The sequence below is a fragment of the Runella sp. R0.1_18 genome (assembly GCF_057652155.1).
The window spans coordinates 1-20,426 of sequence record NZ_JBYFCK010000022.1 but is presented as its reverse complement, the minus strand read 5'-3'; the positions used below and the strand labels follow the sequence as shown (position 1 = coordinate 20,426).

Here is a 20,426-nt window from a genome sequence, read left to right as displayed (position 1 = left end):
GATTTACTAGAAAGTAATGTTTAAACCTAAATTGAATCTCTTCACGGTAGGATAAGCGCCTTGAGATGCCCAGCCTGTTCCTGCAAAATTGGACTCTCTATCGTCGGGCATTTTACTCCACGCAATGAGGTTGTTGCCGTTTAGATAGATTCTCAGGCTGTTCAAGCCAAGTTTGCGACTACGTTCGGGTGTGAAGTTGTAGGCGATTTCCGCATTTTTTAGGCGCAAATACGAGCCGTCAAACATATACTGGTTGCCGCGATAGTCGCCAAAAGGAGTAGTGAGCCAGCGTGGGATAGGGGTTCCTGTCGGGTTTTGTGGAGACCAGTATTCTCCTTCGTGATACACAGTGGTGCTTTGTGAGCCCAAACTTGTAAATACCACCTGGCGGGTTGTATTATTGACTGCATAGAACTGAACAAAAGCCGAAAAACCTTTCCAGTCCAAACCAAACGTCGCGTTGTAGGTGTTTTGTGGCCAACCTGTGTGTCCGTACGGAATTCGGTCTTGTGAATCTATCACTCCGTCGCCATTGTAATCGACTAAGTAGTAGTTGCCCAATAATTTTTGGTTATCATTCACATTGTGCATTGTACTACCGTACAGCTGGTCCCAAGTGTTGTACAATCCCTTGCTGACATACGAGTAGGCTTGGTCGATTTGCATTCCCTCGGGTTTTTGGTAATCGGGGAGTAGCTCTGGCGTCGCACGTTCAAGGATTTTATTTTCGGTGTGGGTCATGTTGAGATCGGCCCACAAACGTGTTTTGCCTAGGTTTTTGTTGAAGTGAAGTTCTACTTCGTAGCCATTGGCTTTGACCGCGCCAAGGTTGGCAACTGGAGGGGCCGCCCCAAAGTAGCTTGGTACGTCGGCTCTGCCTGTCAACAAGATTTTACTTCTGTTGTCCTGGAAATAGTCAGCTTTCCCTTTGACAAAACCTTTGAAAAGCTCAAAATCCAACCCTAGGTTGTATTTCTCAGATTCTTCCCACTGTACGGTAGGGTTACCGACGGTGGACTGCGAATACCATGTATAGGGGCTTTGTTCGGCACCTTCTCCATTGACTCCCAGTCTTGAGCGACCGCCATACGCCCATTGTTCTAAGTAAGGCCAGCGTACCCCCAAATTATCAAACCCTGTTTGGCCATACGACAACCGAAGTTTGAGAGAATTGACAAACCGAATGGGCTTCATAAATTGCTCGTTTGAGATAACCCAGTTGGCACCTCCAGAAGAGAAAAATGCAAAACGGTAGTCTTTGGCAAATTGCTCGGAGCCGTTGTAAGCCCCGTTGTATTCGATGGTATAGCGGTTGTGGTAGTTATAGGTTGTTCTAAATACCCAGTCTTCGCGGTAAGACGGAATGGCGTTACCACTGGCAAAAACGTTTCGGTTGGTCAACGCCATCAGGTTAATGTTATGTCTGCCAGCAATGGTTTTGTTATAATTCAGTTGGAACTGATAAAACAAGCGGCGCTGGCTGGCGCCAATGCTACCTGCTGCTGGCGACCATTTGATGCCTTCCTGAAAATCGAAACCAGTGATGCCGTCCACTGCCTGCTGGAAAGTTTCAACGCCCGTTTCGGGGTTTATCCATTTGCGCTGGGTGTTATTGTAAAGATCGTTGATACCACGGTTCGACTCAACAAAGGTATTGTCCAACGACACAGTACCAGCCGCTCTCAAGCCTTTTACAAGCATATCTAGGTCTTGTTCGAGGGTAAAATCGGTGGTGATACGCGCGGTAGTTTGGTACTGAACACCACCAATGGCAAGACTCAATGCGGAGTTTTCGGCTCTTGCTTGGTTGGGAGAATAAAAGCCCCATGAACCGTCGGAATATTTTGGCAAAAACAAGTCAGGAGCAGCGTTGTAAGCATCAATCCAAGGGCCATATTCGCTACCTGTGAAGCCCCAAGGGCTTTTTCTTACGCCATACGAACCCGCAAGGTTGGTTTTTAATACCGTACTTTTGGTCAACTGAAAATCTAAATTACTACGTACGTTTAGACGGTTGAAACCAAATCCTTGTTGGTAGCCGCGACGGTTATCATATACTTTAAACAAATCGGCCTCTTGCAAAAAATCAGCACTGGTGAAGTATTTGACCAAATTCGTTCCCCCGCTGATATTCAGGTTGGCGTTGTTGGAAATGGCGTGAGATTTAAACAAGGCTTCTTCCCAATCCACGTTAGGATACCGCTCTGCTTCTGTGACGTTGGCTGGATTGCGGTATTTGTCCAGAATAGCTTCTGGTAGATAGTTTCTCCATCCCTCGGGACGAGTAGCAAGCTCATATTCGATGGCTTCGTTTCTAATTCTAAGCGCATCGTACGAATCATACTTTTTGGGCAATTTAGAGGCTGCTTTCACGATGGTGTTGACGGTGGCCCTAATAGAAGCCTTGCCCGTTTGTCCCCGTTTGGTTGTAATCAGGATTACACCGTTTGCTCCTCTCGACCCAAATACCGCCGTTGCAGAGGCATCTTTCAAAACCGTGACGGTTTCTACAGAACTGATGTCCACGCTCGTCATGGGGCGTTCGACGCCATCGACAAGAATAAGCGGTTCAGAGTTATTCCATGAACTACGACCACGAATAAGAATTTGAGGGTCTTCAGCTCCTGGAAGTCCCGTGCTGGCATTGGTAATAAGTCCTGGCACGTTTCCTGTCAATGCAGCACCAATACTCGATACGCCCCCAGCGCGTTCAAGCTCTTTGTTGGTGGTTTGGGTTACGGATGCCACAACGCCTTCTTTGCGCTGTTTGCCGTATCCAACCACCACGACCTCGTTCAGTTCTGATAGCGACTCTTCCAAGACGATGTTGATGGTTGTTTTAGCTCCAACCACGACCTCTTTGGTTTTGTAACCAACATAACTAACAACCAATGTTTGATTGGGGGGGCAAGTGATGCTAAACTCTCCCTCCGCATTTGTGTTAACCCCTCGGGTAGTTCCCTTGAGGACGATCGTTGCGCCTGGAATGGTTTCACCCGTGGTGGACTTCACCGTTCCTTTCACTGTTTGGGCTTTTGCCGTTTGTGCGCTTAACGAAAAGCTCGAAAACCCAATCAAAAGCGATACACAGCAGACGATCAGGCACAGCTTTTTCTGAGTGGTGGAAATGTAGAAGTTAATGTTTCTCATAAACCAATGAAAACATAATTTATTTGATAAATAATATGATATTACTGCTGCAAAGTAAGGGGGTGACTCAAAAATAGAATAGCACAATTCACCAAATAAGCGGTACAAATGTTCAGTCTTCTTAGAAAGTGTCAATTTTACACGATTATTATTCAAGAAGATTTGCCCTTCCCCAAAGAATGAAGAAAAAAGGGGAAGGTAGATGGTAAAAATAAGGCTTCGTTAAGCGGTTAAACGTAGTATATACGTTTTTGCTTTTTGTGAATGCTTACGTTAAAAATATATATTTACTAGCGTTTTTGCTGACTCTAAGATTGTTATATGCCTTTTATGAACCGTTTGGATAGTGAGATTTTAGAAAAACTAACTCGGTATATTGAGAACAATATAAGTAATTCCGATTTTTCGTTAGAGACGGTTTACAAAGAGTTGGGGGTAAGCAAAACGCGCCTTCACCGTATTGTGAAAGACAATACACAGCTTTCTACTACATTATATATAAGGCATGTTCGCCTCGAAAAATCGAAGGCATTGCTTGATGATTCCAACCTTCGGATTACCGAAATAGCGAGCTTAGTAGGGATAGACAGCCCCCAAAATTTTAGCAAATATTTCATTCAAGCTTACGGCCTTAGTCCTACAGAGTACCGAAAAAGAAAAGACAATGTAGAATCTCTTGAAGAAATCAAAGCCGTTGTGGAAGAAGAATTGCAGCCTGTAGCAGTGCCTGATTCGGACAAAACAACGGGGCGTTGGAAGTGGGCCTTGTTTGGCCTATTTGTGGTAATGGTAGTAATAGGTGGTGCTTATTGGATCAAAGGAAAGGCATCGTCGGGGAATAGCTCTGAAAACTATCTACCACATTTTGATAACTCCATTGCTATTTTGCCTTTCAAAAGCCTTAACCAAGAAACTGCCTTGGCCGATGGGGTACTGGAAGGAATCCATTCGTCGCTTTCGCTGATTGAAAACTTAAAAGTGATTTCGCAAAGTTCGTCCAGTCAATACCGTGACACTGACAAAACCAACTGGCAAATCGGGGACGAGCTGCAGGTGGCGTACGTGTTGAAAGGAACAGTAAAGGAACAGTCCAACCAAGTGGAAACGGTGTTGTCGTTGATACGAACGCAGGATGATATTGAGGTGTGGAGTCAACGGTATGAAGGCAACCTGCAACAGCTTTTCAACTTGATGAACGGTATGGTAAAGGATATTGCGACACAACTCAGTCAAAAAATTACGCCTTCACAATCGCAGCAATTAGAAAGAGTACCCACTCGTAATTTAGAAGCCTACAATGAATTTCTGCTTGGGCGAACGTTACTCATTACCCGTACCAAAGAAAAATTGAACGAAAGCCTGATTCGTTTCAACAAAGCCCTGACTTTAGACACCACCTTTGCCGAAGCGCAAGCCTACAAATCCATTGCTTACCTGCTTATGGGTAACATGGGCTATCAGGACTTGAAAACGTGTTTAGAACTTGCTGAACAGCACGCCCTCAAGGCGATTCAACTGGATACCCACAACAGCACCGCTTATGCGACATTAGGTAATGTATATCGAGGGAATTTCAAATGGCAACAGTCGAAAACGGCCTACGAAATCTCTCTCAAATATCGTCCTAACGATGCCCAAACCATCTACTGGTACAGTCTGCTGCTGCGCTCCATGGGCCGACTGAGCGAAGCCTTGCGGTATAGCACCAAGGCTGTTTTGTTGGATCCATTGTATCCCGTGATTCTCTCTGGTCATATCTGGAATTGTGCCTATGCCAATCGGGACGATTTAGCTCAAAAAGCCCTTACTGACGGAAAATTGATTTTTGATGACTCCTTTGTGTATTACATGGCGAGAGGCGAGTATGAGCTGCACCACAATCGGTACGATAAAGCCCTGAAGGAGTTTACGAAAATGGAACAACTCAATCCGAACATTAAGTACGGGAGTGTGAGCAGTGCTTTCTGCGCGGCCAGGTTGGGAAATCCAATCCCTACTCGTACGTTGTTGAATAAAATGGGCAACCAAGCGCAGGATTTCGTCAGCAAATCCATGCTTTATGCGGGCTTAGGTCAAAAAGACAGCAGTTTGATCTGCCTGGAAAAGGCAGCTTCGATGGGGCGTATCTCTTCCGAGATTTTAGTGACCCCCATGTACAGAGCCATTCGCAAAGACCCTCGCTTCCAGTCCGTGCTCAGACAATTCGGACTGCCCGCCTCTGCGACTGTTCAATAATCTCAGATTTTCCCATTACTAGCTTCAGTCTTGCTTCCAATATAGTTTTTGGAACAATAGACTAAGTTTTTGGAACAATACACTAAGTTTTCGGAACAATACACCAACGGTTTTTCTTCCCCCAGCCCTACTTTTGCTCCATCGGTAAACGCATTTTTTTCTGCGTATTCTGTCCTCAAATCAACTACGCTAATTATCCCCTCAACCATGACGTTAAGAAGGCTCTTCAGTGCACTGTTGGCGGGATTGGTTTGCCTGGGTTGTACAAGTGACGAAAGTACTGCCCAAGCCGATAATATAGAGTTGGTCAAAGAAGTTCACCTGCTTATCAACCGACACGAATGGAAAGAGTTGGAAAAGCTGTTTGCTGATAGTGTCAGCCTGAAAGGGGCGACCACCAGAAGCCAAATCATCCGACAATCCAAACAACAATGCATTAACAATTACCGCAAAATGCAACAAACCTTTCCTCAACTCTCCCAACACATTACCCAACTCTACGCCGCTGGTACGCACCACGTGATTGTGGAGACCATAGCCGAAGGTATGGCCTCCGATAGCATTCTACTCAGTCGTTCGAGTTGTACCATTTTTACCATTGAAAACCAAAAAATCAGCCGTCTCTATATTTATCACCCTACATACCCTCTCACGTTTACCCAACCATGACTCATTTTTACGCATCTATTTTAGGTTTGGCTCGTATGTCGGGCTTCCCATCGGTTTTTAGCAGTTACTTTCTGATGGTGCTGATAGGTAACAGCCTGATTAGCCAAACTAGCTACGGCCAATGCCCAACCTTTAGTATCTCGGCTACCACCAGTAGCCGCAACGGCACCACTGCCACCTGGACAGCCCCGGGTCCCTACCTCATCCGTATTACGGCCAAAGGCGCAAAAGGCGGGGATGGTTCTTATAGGGATAGCGGTGGTGCCGGTGCTACGATTACGGGGGAGTTTAGCGTGACGGCGGGGCAGGTGCTGGAGCTGATAGCCGGTGCGCCCGGTCGTAATTCTATTGGTCCTGTTGCTGGTGGTGGTGGTGGTGGTGGTTCAGCGGTTCGCTTTCAAAACGGCGCATTGCTGGTTGTAGCCGGTGGTGGTGGTGGTGGTGGTGGTATTTCTGGCGTTGGTGGCGGTGGTGCAAGTGGGCCTACCGGTACCTCTGCTATTGGTGGTGGTGGTGGTATTAATTTGGGTGTTTCTGATTTTAATGGTAGTGGTGGTGCCGGTGATAGTGGTGGTGGTAATGGTGGTGGTGGTGCCGGTGGTGGTGGTGGTGCCGGTGATGGTGGTGGTCCTAGTAGTGGTGGTGGTGGTGGTGGTGGATATAGTGGAGGTAGTAATGGTAGTAATGGTATTAGTGGTGGTGCGGGTGGCGGCTCCTACAACGCGGGCACCAACCAAAGCAACGCCGCCGGGGCAAATGCTGCCGGTGGGGAAGTGGTGATTGAATGTTTGGGGCTGGCAACACCAAATCTTAGTATCAATGATGTCAGTCAATCGGAGGGCAACGCCGGAAATACTATTTATACTTTTACGATTAGCCTTGATCAACCTGCACATGCAGGTGGTGTGATCTTTGATATTGCCACGGCTGATAATACAGCCACTACAGCTGATAATGATTATACGGCAAAATCATTGACAAGTCAGACGATTCAAGAAGGTATTTCGACATCCACCTTTACGGTATCTGTCAATGGTGATTCAAAATTTGAGTCAGACGAATCTTTTTTTGTCAATGTTACCAATGTAACGGGGGCAAACGTTACGGATGCCCAAGGTGTTGGAACAATCACGAATGATGATGCGGCTTGCTCAAGCAGTAGTACTGTCACCACCGGTACTACCTTTTGTAACGAAGGCGGCATTACAATCAATGATAATGGGTTGGCTACGCCTTATCCCTCCTGCATTTCTGTATCGGGCCTAACGGGTACGATTGAGAGAGTAACGATTACGCTGAAAAACTTAACGCACACCGCACCTGATGACATTGATTTACTGCTGTACTCTCCGACGGGTCAAAAATATGTTTTTATGTCTGATGCTGGCGGTACGAATGCCGTCACAAACCTTAATTTGATTCTCGACTCAAGTGCAGGAAGTGAATTACCGAACAACACGACATTGGTCAGCGGAACTTTCAGACCGACTGATTTTGAGGTAAGTGCCGATGTTTTCCCTGCCCCTGCTCCGGCGGGACCTTATACCTCCGCGAGCAACGCAACTTTGGGAACACTTTTTTTTAATAGCAATCCAAATGGCACTTGGTTTTTGTACGCAGTAGATGAGGCCGCTACTAATACAGGAAGCATTGGAGGCTGGTGTTTGAACTTTACCATGAGTTGTACTCCCCCCAACATCAGTGCTCCCACCGTCACCCAACCTACTTGCGCCGTACCCACGGGGACTATTGTAGTCAACGCCACAGGAAGCGGTATGTTAGAATACAGCATCAACAACGGTACCGATTGGCAAACCAATGCGACTTTCAATAATTTAGCTGCGGGAAATTATAACATCAAAGTACGTATTCAGGGCAGTAGCCCTACTTGTGAGACGACTTATGGAAGCAACCCCATAGTGCTTTCTTCGCCTTTCACCGCAACCACCATTGATACTTGGACGGGCTGCGTCTCTACCGACTGGGCAACGGCAGGAAACTGGCAAGATGGCAGCGTTCCCACGGCCACTGACGATGTAAATATTCCTGATGTAGCAAATGACCCCGTCGTTGGAGCAGGGACAGCCGCCGTGGCCAAGTCGGTGTTGGTGCAAGGAGGAGCGGTATTGACGATTAACGCCACGGGAAGCTTGGCAATCAATGGCGCTATATCACCTCGTCATGGACTAGACAACTATGGAACAGTGGACAATAGCGGTACGATACGCGTAGGCAATACCAGCGCTGTTGGGGCCATCGGAATTGTGCATCGCAACGGTGGTACGTTTAATAATAAACCCAATGCTGCTATCTACATTGACCAAACGGGAGGGGCTCAAGCTTTTTATTCTAATGGGTTAGTAAACAACGAAGCCCTCATAAAAATTGGCAGCAATGCGGCCGTTACGGGGGAAGGAATTAGGTTGGAGGGCAATACCTTTAATAACAAAACGGGTGGTAGCATCCAAATTGACCAAACGGGCAGTCATGGCATTCGATTAGTCAATAGTGGCACCATATTCAATAATGAAGCCCTCATCGAAATCGGCAGTCAGTCAGATGTAAAAGGAGATGGAATTAGAAATGGTTCTACTTTTAATAACAAGGTTGGCGGGGATATCTATATTAATCGAATAGGTATTAGTGGTAACATGATTTTTTGTATTATCAACGGTGGAACTTTCAATAACGATGCGAAAATTACCATTGGAAATATTGGACTTGTTTTCGTACAAGACGGTATTTACAATGCAGGCAGTTTTACCAACAGTGGCACGGGAATCATTTCTATTTCTAAACCTTGGGGTAATGGCATCTGGAATGTTTCTGGTACTTTCCAAAATGCGGGACAAATTACGATTAGTAATGTCTTTAATGTTTCTGAAGGGGAGTTCAGTACAGGTATTCTTAGTACAGCGCCTTTTACCAATACGACAGGTGCAAAAATCTACATTGACCAAGTGCAAAGTGGAATTGTTTCTACCCGCGCGTTTACCAATGCAGGTTTGATTCAGATGGGAGAAAATGCCCCTTTGACAGGTAGTGGTATAGCCAATGTACAAGGAGTTAATGCGGTATTTAACAACAATGCGGGGGGAGACATCAGTATTAAACAAACGGCGGTAGATGGGATTCGGAATGAGACAAATTCTACCTTCAACAATAATGCTTGCGCAAAATTGACCATGTTTGATAACCTCAACAATGCAGGTAATTTTACCAATACAGGATTGTTTACCGTCAATACGGCGCAAACACATACCAATACGGCATTGACCAATGATGGTGTCATTGAGTATCCATTGGGGAATCCGATAGCGAACGTTACCAATAATGATATAGTGGTAGCCCCAATTGCTATCTGTGGTACCTCTATCAGTCCCGCTTTGCAAATCGGTGGAACCAATAACTTTACCGCTGGCAGTATGTGGTACAGCGATGCTTCGCTGACGACTCCAGCAGGTACGTATAACCAAGGTACTAATACTTTTACATTGACAAATTTGGCATTGTTAGGTATTCAAACGATGTATTTCTCAGTCAATGATGCCAGCAACCCTTGCCCCAAAACGGTATCGATCCAAGTGACCATAAAAGCATTGCCCGTCGTAAGCGCTTCTGCTGCCAGTGTTTGCGTAGGTAGCACAATCACGTTAAGTCCAACGAGCGGCGGTACATGGGCGAGCAGCGATGATACAAAAGCAACGGTCACTAACGCAGGAGTAGTGACAGGCGTAGCTGCTGGTAATGTGACGTTTACGTTTACTGAAACCTCAACGGGTTGCAGTGATACAACGAGTAGCGTGACTGTAGTTGGTCCTCCAACTATTTCGCTCAATACCCTTCAACAAACGTTAAACGAAGGCAATTCCCAAACCTTCTGCGACACGGATGCCAATCCTGTTAATAGTTTGCAGTTTACGGTTTCGGGTTTGTGTGTTTCAGGTTCTCCCGTGTGGCGGGTGCAAGTGGGTAGCGGCGCATGGAGTCCTTGGTCGGCCACTGCCCCCGTTTCGCAACCATCCAATAATCAACCCCACCGCTACCAAGCAGCTTGTGGTGCTAGTTGTGAATCAACTTACTCGGAAGTGATTACCTTGACAATTGGTGTGCCTCCTGTGCCTCCCCAACAAGTAACTGTGAGTAAGACGACGGGTTGTCCAGGTGAAACCGTGACACTCTCCGCTCATTGTGGAGCTCATGCGGTACGGTGGTACTCATCAGATTCACCTAATTCTGCCCTTCCAAGCTCTACCATAACGATTAGGCGCGAGATGCCTAGTTACTGGGTGAGTTGTGTAAGTTCACTTGGTTGTGAGAGTGTTAAAGTAGCAGCACCATCGATTGTTGCCAAGCCCTCCGCAGCGCCATTTGGTATCACAGGGGGAGGCTATCTGGGCTGTAATAACGTTTCTGCTATTTTAACCTCTGGTTCAGAATTGAACACCTTGTACCAGTTGTACTACAATTCGTTGGGGACTAGCCAGCAAGTGAATGGGAATGGAGGCGTTTTAAGTTTTGGTATTCCGAGTTTTGGGGGTGTTTATCGTGTGATCGCCAAGGATAAGACGAGTGGATGTATTACAGAGTCGAGTGGGGAGGTGGTTTACTACAATGTTAGCAAGCCGAGCAAGTTTCAAGTGACGGGTGGGGGCAGTTTGTGTGGAAGCGGAAGTGTTACTTTGGGGTTATCCAGTTCCCAAGTAGGTGTTAATTACCAGTTGAAGCGCAATGGAGGGTTATATGGTAGCAATGTATTATCAGGTACAGGTCAGAAGTTGAGCTTTGGTTCGACGCTTGAAACGGGGACGTACACGGTAGAAGGTATATCGTCCTCGGGCTGTGTTTTGACGATGCAGAATGGGGTATTGGTGACGAATTTTCCGTGTGGTCTCCGAGTTGGGGTAGATGATTTGTTTGGGATATCTGTTGATTCATCTATTGACTCTTGGGTGAGTATCTTGGGTAATCCAGTGGGTAGTATTTTGTCGTTACGTTTCAACCAGTCGATTAAGGGGGAGGTTTTGTTGGTGTTGGTTGGATTGGGAGGTGAGGAGTTGTATCGGCGTTCATTGTTTGATTTGGAATCTGGTCATGTGGAGAGTATTTCAATGGAAGGCTATGTAGCGGGTAGTTATGTATTACGGGTTATATCCTCTGAACATAGGCAAGATTTCAAGATTAGTAAATTGGGTAGATAGTGTGCGGATAATGATTGCTATACTGGTTCAGAATTCAGTCGAAAGACGGGGTGGGAGTGGGTATAGTTAAGAACAGTAGTCACCAACAGCAAAGGTCAAGTAGTGCAAACGGAGTTGACGGATGCTTCGGGTCGAAGTGTTTTGCGCCGTCAATTTATACCTGAAACTAACACGCACCAAGAAGAGTTTGGGGTTGGTGAGCTACCAAATGGTATGTATTTCTTGAAAGTAACTACGGATAGTCAAAAAAGTATATTAAAAGTGGTAAAAGTAGATTAAAAACCCTCATTTTCTATTGTTTTATAGGTAGCTCTATTGCCCAATGGGTGAAGTAGGGCTACCTATTTTTTTACCATAAAGTAATTATTTGGATAAATAATATAGCAATTTATATTCTTTCTCCCGAACTTTAACCCCCAATTCTATCCAATTAAGCAAATTGAAATCTTAGAACTTATTTGTAAAATACGCATTGAATAAAACAAAATACCTGGATTTGTATGGATTTACATAAAAGCAGACGCACTTTTACTCGTTATTGTTTTTTTTTATGGTGTTTTATTCAAATGGGTGGAGTGAGTGCTCAAAAATTTATCCATCCCGAAAGGTACGTTCGGTTATATGACCCCGCGTATCAGCATCCGTATCCCAAACGTTGGGAGATGATTGATTCGATTCGAACGACTTTGTTTGCTCATTATGACATTAATACCAAAGAAGTTTTTCTCTTTAGGAGTAAGATTGCAGAATTGGCCGCCGAGCAACACAAAGATGAGAAGGCGATGCTGATCGCTCAGTTAGCCAAAATGGATTATCTACAACGTAGTAGCCAGGTTCCAATCCAAGAATTTGATCAATGGTACCAACGAAGTTTAGAAGAAGCCGATAGAATCAATTTTGCGGAAATAAAGGTCAATATAGCCTTTTTATATGCGGCTAATTTGAAGTCGAATTATCAAAAAGATGTCCTTGCGCTGTATTACTTAAATAAAGCGGTCGAATATACTTACCTTGCTAAAGAGGTGACTGACCGACAACGAGCGCTGTTTTTTAGCGGAATAGCTAGAATTTATTACCAATTTGACGACTTCCCTCATGCGATTGAGTTTGGGAAAGAGGTGGAAAAAAGTAAGGTAGAGAAAACAGAGAAATTTCTGACGTTGGATGTTATTGGGGCGTCTTACCTTAAATTGAAAAAGTACGACAGTGCGTTGATTTATTTTGATAAGGGACTAAGAATGCTCAGTTCAGAATTTAAATATGACAAAACCAGAAAAGGTTGGTATGGAATATTAGTAGGGAAAAAAGGACATGTGTATAAGGCAACGAACCAACTGGACAGTGCTATTCGCTGTTATGAAATTGGGATTGAGGATACGTATAAAAATAAATTGCTAGACAATACCTGCGGCTTCGCCATCAATTTGGCGGATTTATTTGTGGATAGACATGAACTAGCCAAGGCTGAGAAATTAATTCCCTTGGCTAGACAAGCTACGCAAAGTAGTGGTAATGAAGAGGATAAGTTGCAGTTGCATAGGTTGCTGACGAAGTATTACACGGCGTTAGGCCAAATCCATCGGGTGGTATTACACAAAGATTCTGCGCAATATTGGGCAGCCGTGATCGAAAAACGAAGGGGTAAAAACGTGCAAATACAGGCTGATTTACGGCTTGAGACTGAGCGGCGCCTTCATTTAGAAACAACGCTGCAAGAAAACATCAAACAACAAAAAGCAAATAGATTTATCGCTATTGTAATCGTTGGACTATTGACAGCGATTGCCTTTGTCTTGGTGTTGCGGTATCAATTATTGATGAAATTGAAGGACAAAGAGCTGACAATTCAACAGCAAGAGGCGGAAAAGAAGCTGTTGCTCGAACAAGAAAAAGCGAAGCAGGAGCAAATCATTGCCCAGCTGAAATTGGAAGAGTTTACCAATATCATCATCGCCAAAAACAAACAAATTGAATTGTTTCAGTTGGCCGAGAGTCAGCAAGAGCATTCGGAGAGTGTACAGCAGTTGTTGAATAATACCTTAGTGACGGACGAACAATGGGCGACTTTTAAGGCATTGTTTGATAAAGTTCACGTGGGGTATTTGCAACGCTTGAAAGAGAAAATACCAGGCATTTCGCCCGCTGAAATTCGTTTTATGGCCTTGGCCAAACTACAACTAAGTACCCGTGAAATGGCAACCTCATTGGGGGTTTCGGTCAATGCCGTTCGTAACGTTTGGTTTCGATTGAGAAAAAAAGTGGACCTTCCTGACGATGCTACTTGGCACGATTTGGTCAAGCAAATTTAGTTTATTCTTCGTTTTGTATTTTCTACAAAAAACATAGAAAACACCGTTTTTGTAGTTTTTTGTAGAGGTTTTTTTTGTGTAAATATCTGTTACACAGTGTCTTGTAATTTGTGATTTTTTTGTGATGCCCCAAATTTGGTGGTATGGGCGGTGTTGCCTAACCTTACAGTATGATTTTTTCTACTGGACTCAAAGACGCCATTCGCAGATTATGGTGGTTATGGTTGTTGCTCATAGCCTTCAGTGCCTGTGTGTTGATATGGTGGTACTTCGAGGGAAAAATTGAGCAGTTAAGGCAAACCCAGTTCGCTATTTCACCTATTTAAAAACGTTGTATGAAACTCAGATTATTTACCCTACTCTTACTTTTTTCAGCTGTGCTCATCGAGCATACCCACGCCCAGACTTGTACGGGCGAAGTACTTAATATCTCGGCTACTACACCCAATACCAGTGGTTCTTCTGGTTGGTGGCAAGTACCTGCTGGGGGCGCCTATAAGATAAAGATTACAGCAAAAGGAGCTGCTGGGGGAGGAAAAACCATGGACCCAATTAGCTCTGGTGGGAAGGGCGCTTTGATGAGTGGTGAGTTTTTTGTAACTTCTGGTCAAATACTTCAGGCGATGGCTGGGGCTCTGGGTCAGTCAAGTTCACAAACAGGCGGCGGTGGTGGCGGATCGGGAGTCCAAATCCAAGCATCCGCTACATTGCTCGTTTTAGCTGGCGCTGGTGGTGGTGGTGGTGCGACTCCAGGAACGTCTGGAGGTAACGGCGGCAATGGCTTGATTACTAATTCAGGAACCAGCGGCGGTAGCGCAGACAATGGTGGCGGCGGTGGCGGCGGTTATCTTGGTAATGGTCAAAACAGTAGTGGGGGCTATTCTGGTGGTGGTGGCGGTGGCGGATTTAACGGAATAGGTGGTTATGGTAACAGTAGTGCCGGTTTTGGTGGTGGCGGTTTTGGAGCTGGTGGTGGTGGCGGACATATATGTAACTTAGACTGTTCAGTATACACTGGTGATTTCTCTGGCGGCGGCGGCGGTGGGTACAGTGGTGGCGTTGGAGGTTACGGTTGGAACGGTGGTGGCGGCGGTGGTTCCTATAACATTGGACTGAATCAAAATAATTCTGCGGGTAATAATAGTGGCGGCGGCCAAGTCATCATCGAATGCCTTGGCACGGCGGCCATTTCGGCTACGCTGACCCCGACGCAACCTACCTGTGCTTCCAATCAGGGAAGTGTGAGTATTGATTTGACGGGCGACCTCAATGGCTATACCAATGGTGATATTGAATATGCTATTATCTCGGGGGGGAGTTTTTCAGGAAATCCTACATTTACGAGTATTACGGCTGAACCTTTTAACGTGAATACTGGTACAGGCACTGAGGTTGGTACATACACGGTAAGGATTCGACTTAAATATAATCCCGACGTTTTTACTGACCGAACTTATACACTTACGCCTAAACTAACGGGGACGATTTACGTGAAAGCCAACGCCACGGGAGCCAATAACGGCAGTTCGTGGACGGACGCCTTTACTTCATTACAAGATGCCCTCTCCGCTGCCTGTTCAGGAGCACAAATCCGGGTAGCGGCAGGTACCTACAAACCTACTGCCGGCACTGACCGCAGTATTTCTTTTGTGATGGTCAACGGTGTAGCTGTTTATGGTGGTTTCCCTAACACGGGTAACCCAACCCTAACCGACCGCAACTGGGCTACTAACCCCACCATTCTGAGTGGGAATATTGGGAACACGGGCGTGGATACGGACAATACCTACCGAGTGATTAACAATAATTTTACCTCGGGCTCTCCATTGAATAATACGGCGATATTGGACGGGTTTATTGTGGAAAAAGGCTATGCCAACGGTGGATTTCCGCTGTCACTTGGCGGTGGGATGTGGAATGCGAATGCTGCACCTCTGGTTCGGAACTGCGTGTTTCGCAACAACTTTGCCGTAGCTGGTGGCGGAATGTTTAATGCCGATGCGCAGCCTACCATTAGCAATTGTCTGTTTCTCAACAATACAACGACCTCCGAGGGGGCGGGGATTGCCAATGGCGGGGGTACTGCCTCTACTAAAATAATGAATTGTACGTTTTATGGAAACACAGGTCTCAACACCATCAATAATCAATCAAATGTCACCATCACTAACAGCATTGTTTGGGGAAATGGAGGCGGAATCTCGAATGGTACGGTGACGTATTCCAACGTGCAGGGTGGTTTTAGCGGTACGGGTAACCTAAACACCGACCCCCGTTTTGTGAATGCCGGAGGGGGAGATTTTCGCTTACAGCAGTGCTCACCGGCGATAGATAATGGAACGAATTCCAATGCTCCGACGACTGATTTTGTGGGAAATACCCGGCCTTTTAATGCGACTGGAGTGAGCAATGCCGACATGGGCGCGTATGAATATCAATCAACGTATGATGTCTGTACAGCTTGTGCTGGTATCTCGGGAGGCATCGTGTACGTCAATGCATCGGCTTCCGGGAGTAATAACGGCAGTTCGTGGGCAAATGCGTTTACGGATTTACAAGCAGCACTCAGCGTGGCTCGTAATTTTCCCTCGTGTGTATCTCAGATTTGGGTAGCCAAAGGCACTTACTACCCCACCACCGGCACAGACCGCAATATTTCTTTTGTGATGAAGAACGGCCTCGCCATCTACGGCGGCTTCCCCAACACAGGTAATCCAATTTTTGCCGACAGGAACTGGGTTACAAACGTGACGACGCTCAGCGGCGACATTGACCGCACTACCGACCCCTTGGCCGTAAGCGGCACCGGCAGCATTACGGGAAATGGCGGAAACAGCTACCACGTCATTTTTAATAACAACGGACTGACTACCACCAACTCCCTCTTAGACGGATTTACTGTTACGGGCGGAAATGCCAATGGGAGCTTCCCGAACACCGTCGGCGGCGGGATGTATAACGAAGGAGCCTCGCCCAGCCTCAGCAATGTCACTTTTTCGGGTAATCAGGCTAACTTCAGCGGCGGCGGGATGTATAACGGAGGATCCTCGCCCAGCCTCAGCAATGTCACTTTTTTGGGCAATATCGCTAATGAAGTCGGCGGCGGGATGTATAACGAAGGATCCTCGCCCAGCCTCAGCAATGTCACTTTTTTGGGCAATCAGGCTAACTTCGGCGGCGGGATGTATAACGGAGGATCCTCGCCCAGCCTCAGCAATGTCACTTTTTCTGGCAATATCGCTAATGAAGTCGGCGGCGGGATGTATAACGGAGGATCCTCGCCCAGCCTCAGCAATGTCATTTTTTCTGGCAATCAGGCTAACTTCGGCGGCGGGATGTATAACGGAGGATCCTCGCCCAGTCTCAGCAATGTCACTTTTTCTGGCAATCAGACTAACTTCGGCGGCGGCGGGATGTATAACGACAACAACTCTAATCCCGTCCTGAAAAACAGTATCCTCTGGGGCAACAGCAGCGAAGTGTTTAACAATAACAATAGCAATCCTGTCTATACCTACTGCCTGATACAGGGGCTGAACCCCGGCGGTACGGGCAATTTGGATGGTACAAATCCCAACAACAACCCCCTATTTGCCAGCCAACCCTCGTTGGGCTTAGGCACCGCCGGAGACCTGCGCCTGCGCCTCTGCTCGCCAGCCATCAATGCGGGAGACCCTGCTACTACGTCAGCTACGGTGGGGAATGTAGATTTGGGAGGAAATCCACGGTTTTATAATAGTGGTAGGATAGATATCGGCGCATACGAATATCAGGGCACGTTTGATGCAGTAGCCCCAGCGGTACAAGTGACGAACAGTGTTTGTACGACTTTTGGTGGAACGGCTTCGGGTGGGGTCATCAGCGCCCCGAGCAGCAGCTGTCCCGCAGGTTCAACGCTTTATTATTCAACTGATAACGGCGGTAATTGGAGCACAACCTTACCGACTTACGCCCAAACAGGTCCTGCGCAAACGATAGTAACGCGTTGTACGTGTGATGCGAATCCCGCTACTTTTGGCCCGACGAGCACCGTGACGACTGTCCCAGGCACATGCCCAGCTTGTCCCGATTTGACGGTAGCAGCGCCAGCGGTACAAGTGACCAACAGTGTTTGTACGACTTTTGGGGGAACGCCATCGGGCGGGGTTATCAGCGCCCCAAGCAGCAGTTGTCCCGCAGGTTCGACCTTACAATATTCAACTGACAACGGAGGTAACTGGAGCGAAACCTTACCGACTTACGCCCAAACAGGCTCTGGGCAGACGATTTTGACGCGCTGTAACTGTACAGCCGACGCGAGCAAATCAAGTCCGACGAGCACCGTGACGACCGTTCCAGGCACATGCCCAGCTTGTCCCGATTTGATGTCGGCTGCTCCAGCGGTGCAAGTGACGAACAGCGTTTGTACTACTTTTGGGGGTACTGCTTCGGGTGGTGTTATCAGCGCCCCAAGCAGCAGCTGTCCCGCAGGTTCAACGCTTTATTATTCAACTGATAACGGCGGTAACTGGAGCACAACCTTACCGACTTACGCCCAAACAGGTCCCGCACAAACGATAGTAACGCGCTGTACGTGTGATGCGAACCCTGCTACTTTTGGCCTGACGAGCACCGTGACGACCGTTCCAGGTACATGCCCAGCTTGTCCCGATTTGACGGTAGTAGCCCCAGCGGTACAAGTGACGAACAGTGTTTGTACAACTTTTGGCGGCACGCCATCGGGCGGGGTCATCAGCGCCCCAAGCAGCAGTTGTCCCGCAGGTTCGACCTTACAATATTCAACTGACAACGGTGGTAATTGGAGCGAAACCTTACCGACTTACGCCCAAGCAGGTCCCGCGCAAACGATTTTAACGCGCTGTACATGCGACGCGAATCCCGCTACTTTTGGACCGACGAGCACCATGACGACCGTTCCAGGCACGTGTCCAGTTTGTCCCGATTTGACGGTAGCAGCGCCATCGGTACAAGTGACCAACAGCGTTTGTACTACTTTTGGTGGCACGCCATCGGGTGGCGTTATCAGTGCGCCAAGCAGCAGTTGTCCCGCAGGTTCGACTTTACAATATTCGACTAACAACGGTGGTAACTGGAGCGAAACCTTACCGACTTACGCCCAAACGGGCACTGGACAGACGATTTTGACGCGCTGTAACTGTACCGCCGACGCGAGCAAATCAAGTCCGACGAGCACCGTGACGACCGTCCCAGGCACATGCCCAGCTTGTCCCGATTTGACGTCGGCAGCGCCAGCGGTACAAGTGACGAACAGCGTTTGTACAACTTTTGGGGGCACTGCTTCGGGTGGCGTTATCAGTGCGCCAAGCAGCAGTTGCCCCGCAGGTTCGACTTTACAATATTCAACTGACAACGGTGGTAATTGGAGCGAAACCTTACCGACTTACGCCCAAACGGGCACTGGACAGACGATTTTGACGCGCTGTAACTGTACCGCCGACGCGAGTAAATCAAGTCCGACGAGCACCGTGACGACCGTTCCAGGTACATGCCCAGCTTGTCCCGATTTGACGGTAGCAGCGCCATCGGTACAAGTGACCAACAGCGTTTGCCAAACAGGATGTGTGATTGGAGGCGGTAGCATTGCAGCTCCCAGCACGAGCTGTCCTGTGGGTTCAATCCTTCAATATCAGTTAAATGGTGGGGATTGGAGTACGACCTTGCCAACGTATGTGCAAACAGGTCCCGCCCAAACGATTAAAACGCGTTGTGTGTGCAACAGCAACGCCAACCAAACTAGCCCTGAGTCTTCAGTGACGACCGTACCAGGGACAGTACCTGCGTTGGTGGTACCATCCAATGGCTCAGCAGTGGTTTCATGTCCTGCCTTAGCTACTGCACCCGTCCCACCCGTGGTGAATGATTGCAGCGGCACTCCAATTCTTGCTTCTAGCCCCACCATTACCAATAGCCCAGACCCGTTGACTTGCGAAGGAACACGAACCTATACCTACACGTATGTGTGTGGCATACGAACGGCGAGTTGGAGTTTTGTATATACAATTGAGCGGGAGGGTTTTACGGTGAATACACCGAATGGTTCGGCGACAGTGTATGACCCTAGTTTGGCGGTGGCTCCAACATCACCCACGGTGTTGAGTCAGTGCGGAGAAACGTTGACCCCAAGTGCTCCCGTCATTACCAACAGTCCTAATCCGTTAGTGTGCGAAGGTACGCGAACTTATACCTATACCTATACGGATTGTGAAGGGAACACGGGGAGTTGGAGTTTTGTCTATACAATTCTTGACAACATAGCGCCCACGATTGTATGTCCTGCCAATATCACAGCTTGTGAGGGACAGGCGATTACATTCACTCCTCCAGTAGGTACGGATAATTGTTTGGGTGCAGTCACAACGCAGATAGCGGGTTTACCCACGGGCAGTGTTTATCCCGTAGGAATAACGACGAATACGTATAAAGTGACGGCGACGAATGGTCAAAGTAGTACATGCTCGTTCACGGTGACGGTGCAAGGCAAGCCCACAATTACGTTATCAACGCTCCAGCAAACGCTCAATGAAGGCAATAATCCTGTTTTGTGTGATACAGATGCCAATCCAGTTAACAGTTTACAGTTTAATGTTTCGGGTTTGTGTGTGGTGGGAAATCCCGTTTGGCAGATGCAAGTGGGTAGCGGCGCATGGAGTACTTGGTCGGCCACTGCCCCCATTTCGCAACCATCCAATAACCAACCCCACCGCTACCAAGCGGCTTGTGATGCTAGTTGTGAATCAACTTACTCGGGCGTGATTACCTTGACAATTGGTGTGCCTCCTGTGCCTCCCCAACAAGTAACTGTGAGTAAAACGACGGGTTGTCCAGGTGAAACCGTGACACT

6 protein-coding genes and 1 pseudogene are annotated in these 20,426 nt (G+C 47.3%); 6 read left to right on the top strand and 1 reads right to left on the bottom strand.

The genetic code is table 11. The features are described from left to right. Positions 1-6 precede the first annotated feature (6 nt). Positions 7-3,150, bottom strand: a complete 3,144-nt coding sequence (locus tag AC23P2_RS26115) for a SusC/RagA family TonB-linked outer membrane protein (RefSeq protein WP_487775916.1) — start codon at positions 3,148-3,150, stop codon at positions 7-9. A gap of 321 nt (positions 3,151-3,471) precedes the next feature. Between AC23P2_RS26115 and AC23P2_RS26110 the strand changes: the two genes are divergently transcribed. The 6 genes and pseudogenes from AC23P2_RS26110 to AC23P2_RS26085 form a co-directional block, all read left to right on the top strand. After that, on the top strand, positions 3,472-5,385 hold the full coding sequence (locus tag AC23P2_RS26110) for a helix-turn-helix domain-containing protein (protein ID WP_487775915.1): 1,914 nt from the start codon (positions 3,472-3,474) through the stop codon (positions 5,383-5,385). Between the two features lie 69 nt (positions 5,386-5,454). Further along, on the top strand, positions 5,455-6,054 hold the full coding sequence (locus AC23P2_RS26105; RefSeq protein ID WP_487775914.1) for a nuclear transport factor 2 family protein: 600 nt from the start codon (positions 5,455-5,457) through the stop codon (positions 6,052-6,054). Beyond that, entirely contained in the window at positions 6,051-11,255 is a 5,205-nt protein-coding gene (locus AC23P2_RS26100) for a beta strand repeat-containing protein (RefSeq protein ID WP_487775913.1), read from the top strand. Before AC23P2_RS26105 ends, AC23P2_RS26100 begins: the two co-directional genes overlap by 4 nt. A gap of 87 nt (positions 11,256-11,342) precedes the next feature. Then, a pseudogene (locus tag AC23P2_RS26095) lies at positions 11,343-11,534 on the top strand (T9SS type A sorting domain-containing protein); the annotation flags it as partial. A gap of 221 nt (positions 11,535-11,755) precedes the next feature. After that, positions 11,756-13,564, top strand: coding sequence for a hypothetical protein (locus tag AC23P2_RS26090; RefSeq protein ID WP_487775912.1), 1,809 nt, complete (start codon positions 11,756-11,758; stop codon positions 13,562-13,564). A 335-nt stretch (positions 13,565-13,899) separates the two neighbouring features. Then, a partial coding sequence (locus AC23P2_RS26085; protein WP_487775911.1) for an HYR-like domain-containing protein occupies positions 13,900-20,426 on the top strand: 6,527 nt, incomplete at its 3' end.

Bases quoted from the DNA above. Each gene is read 5' to 3' on its own strand.
- AC23P2_RS26115 (WP_487775916.1), bottom strand. From the start codon at position 3,150: ATGAGAAACATTAACTTCTACATTTCCACCACTCAGAAAAAGCTGTGC.
- AC23P2_RS26110 (WP_487775915.1), top strand. From the start codon at position 3,472: ATGCCTTTTATGAACCGTTTGGATAGTGAGATTTTAGAAAAACTAACT.
- AC23P2_RS26100 (WP_487775913.1), top strand. From the start codon at position 6,051: ATGACTCATTTTTACGCATCTATTTTAGGTTTGGCTCGTATGTCGGGC.
- AC23P2_RS26090 (WP_487775912.1), top strand. From the start codon at position 11,756: ATGGATTTACATAAAAGCAGACGCACTTTTACTCGTTATTGTTTTTTT.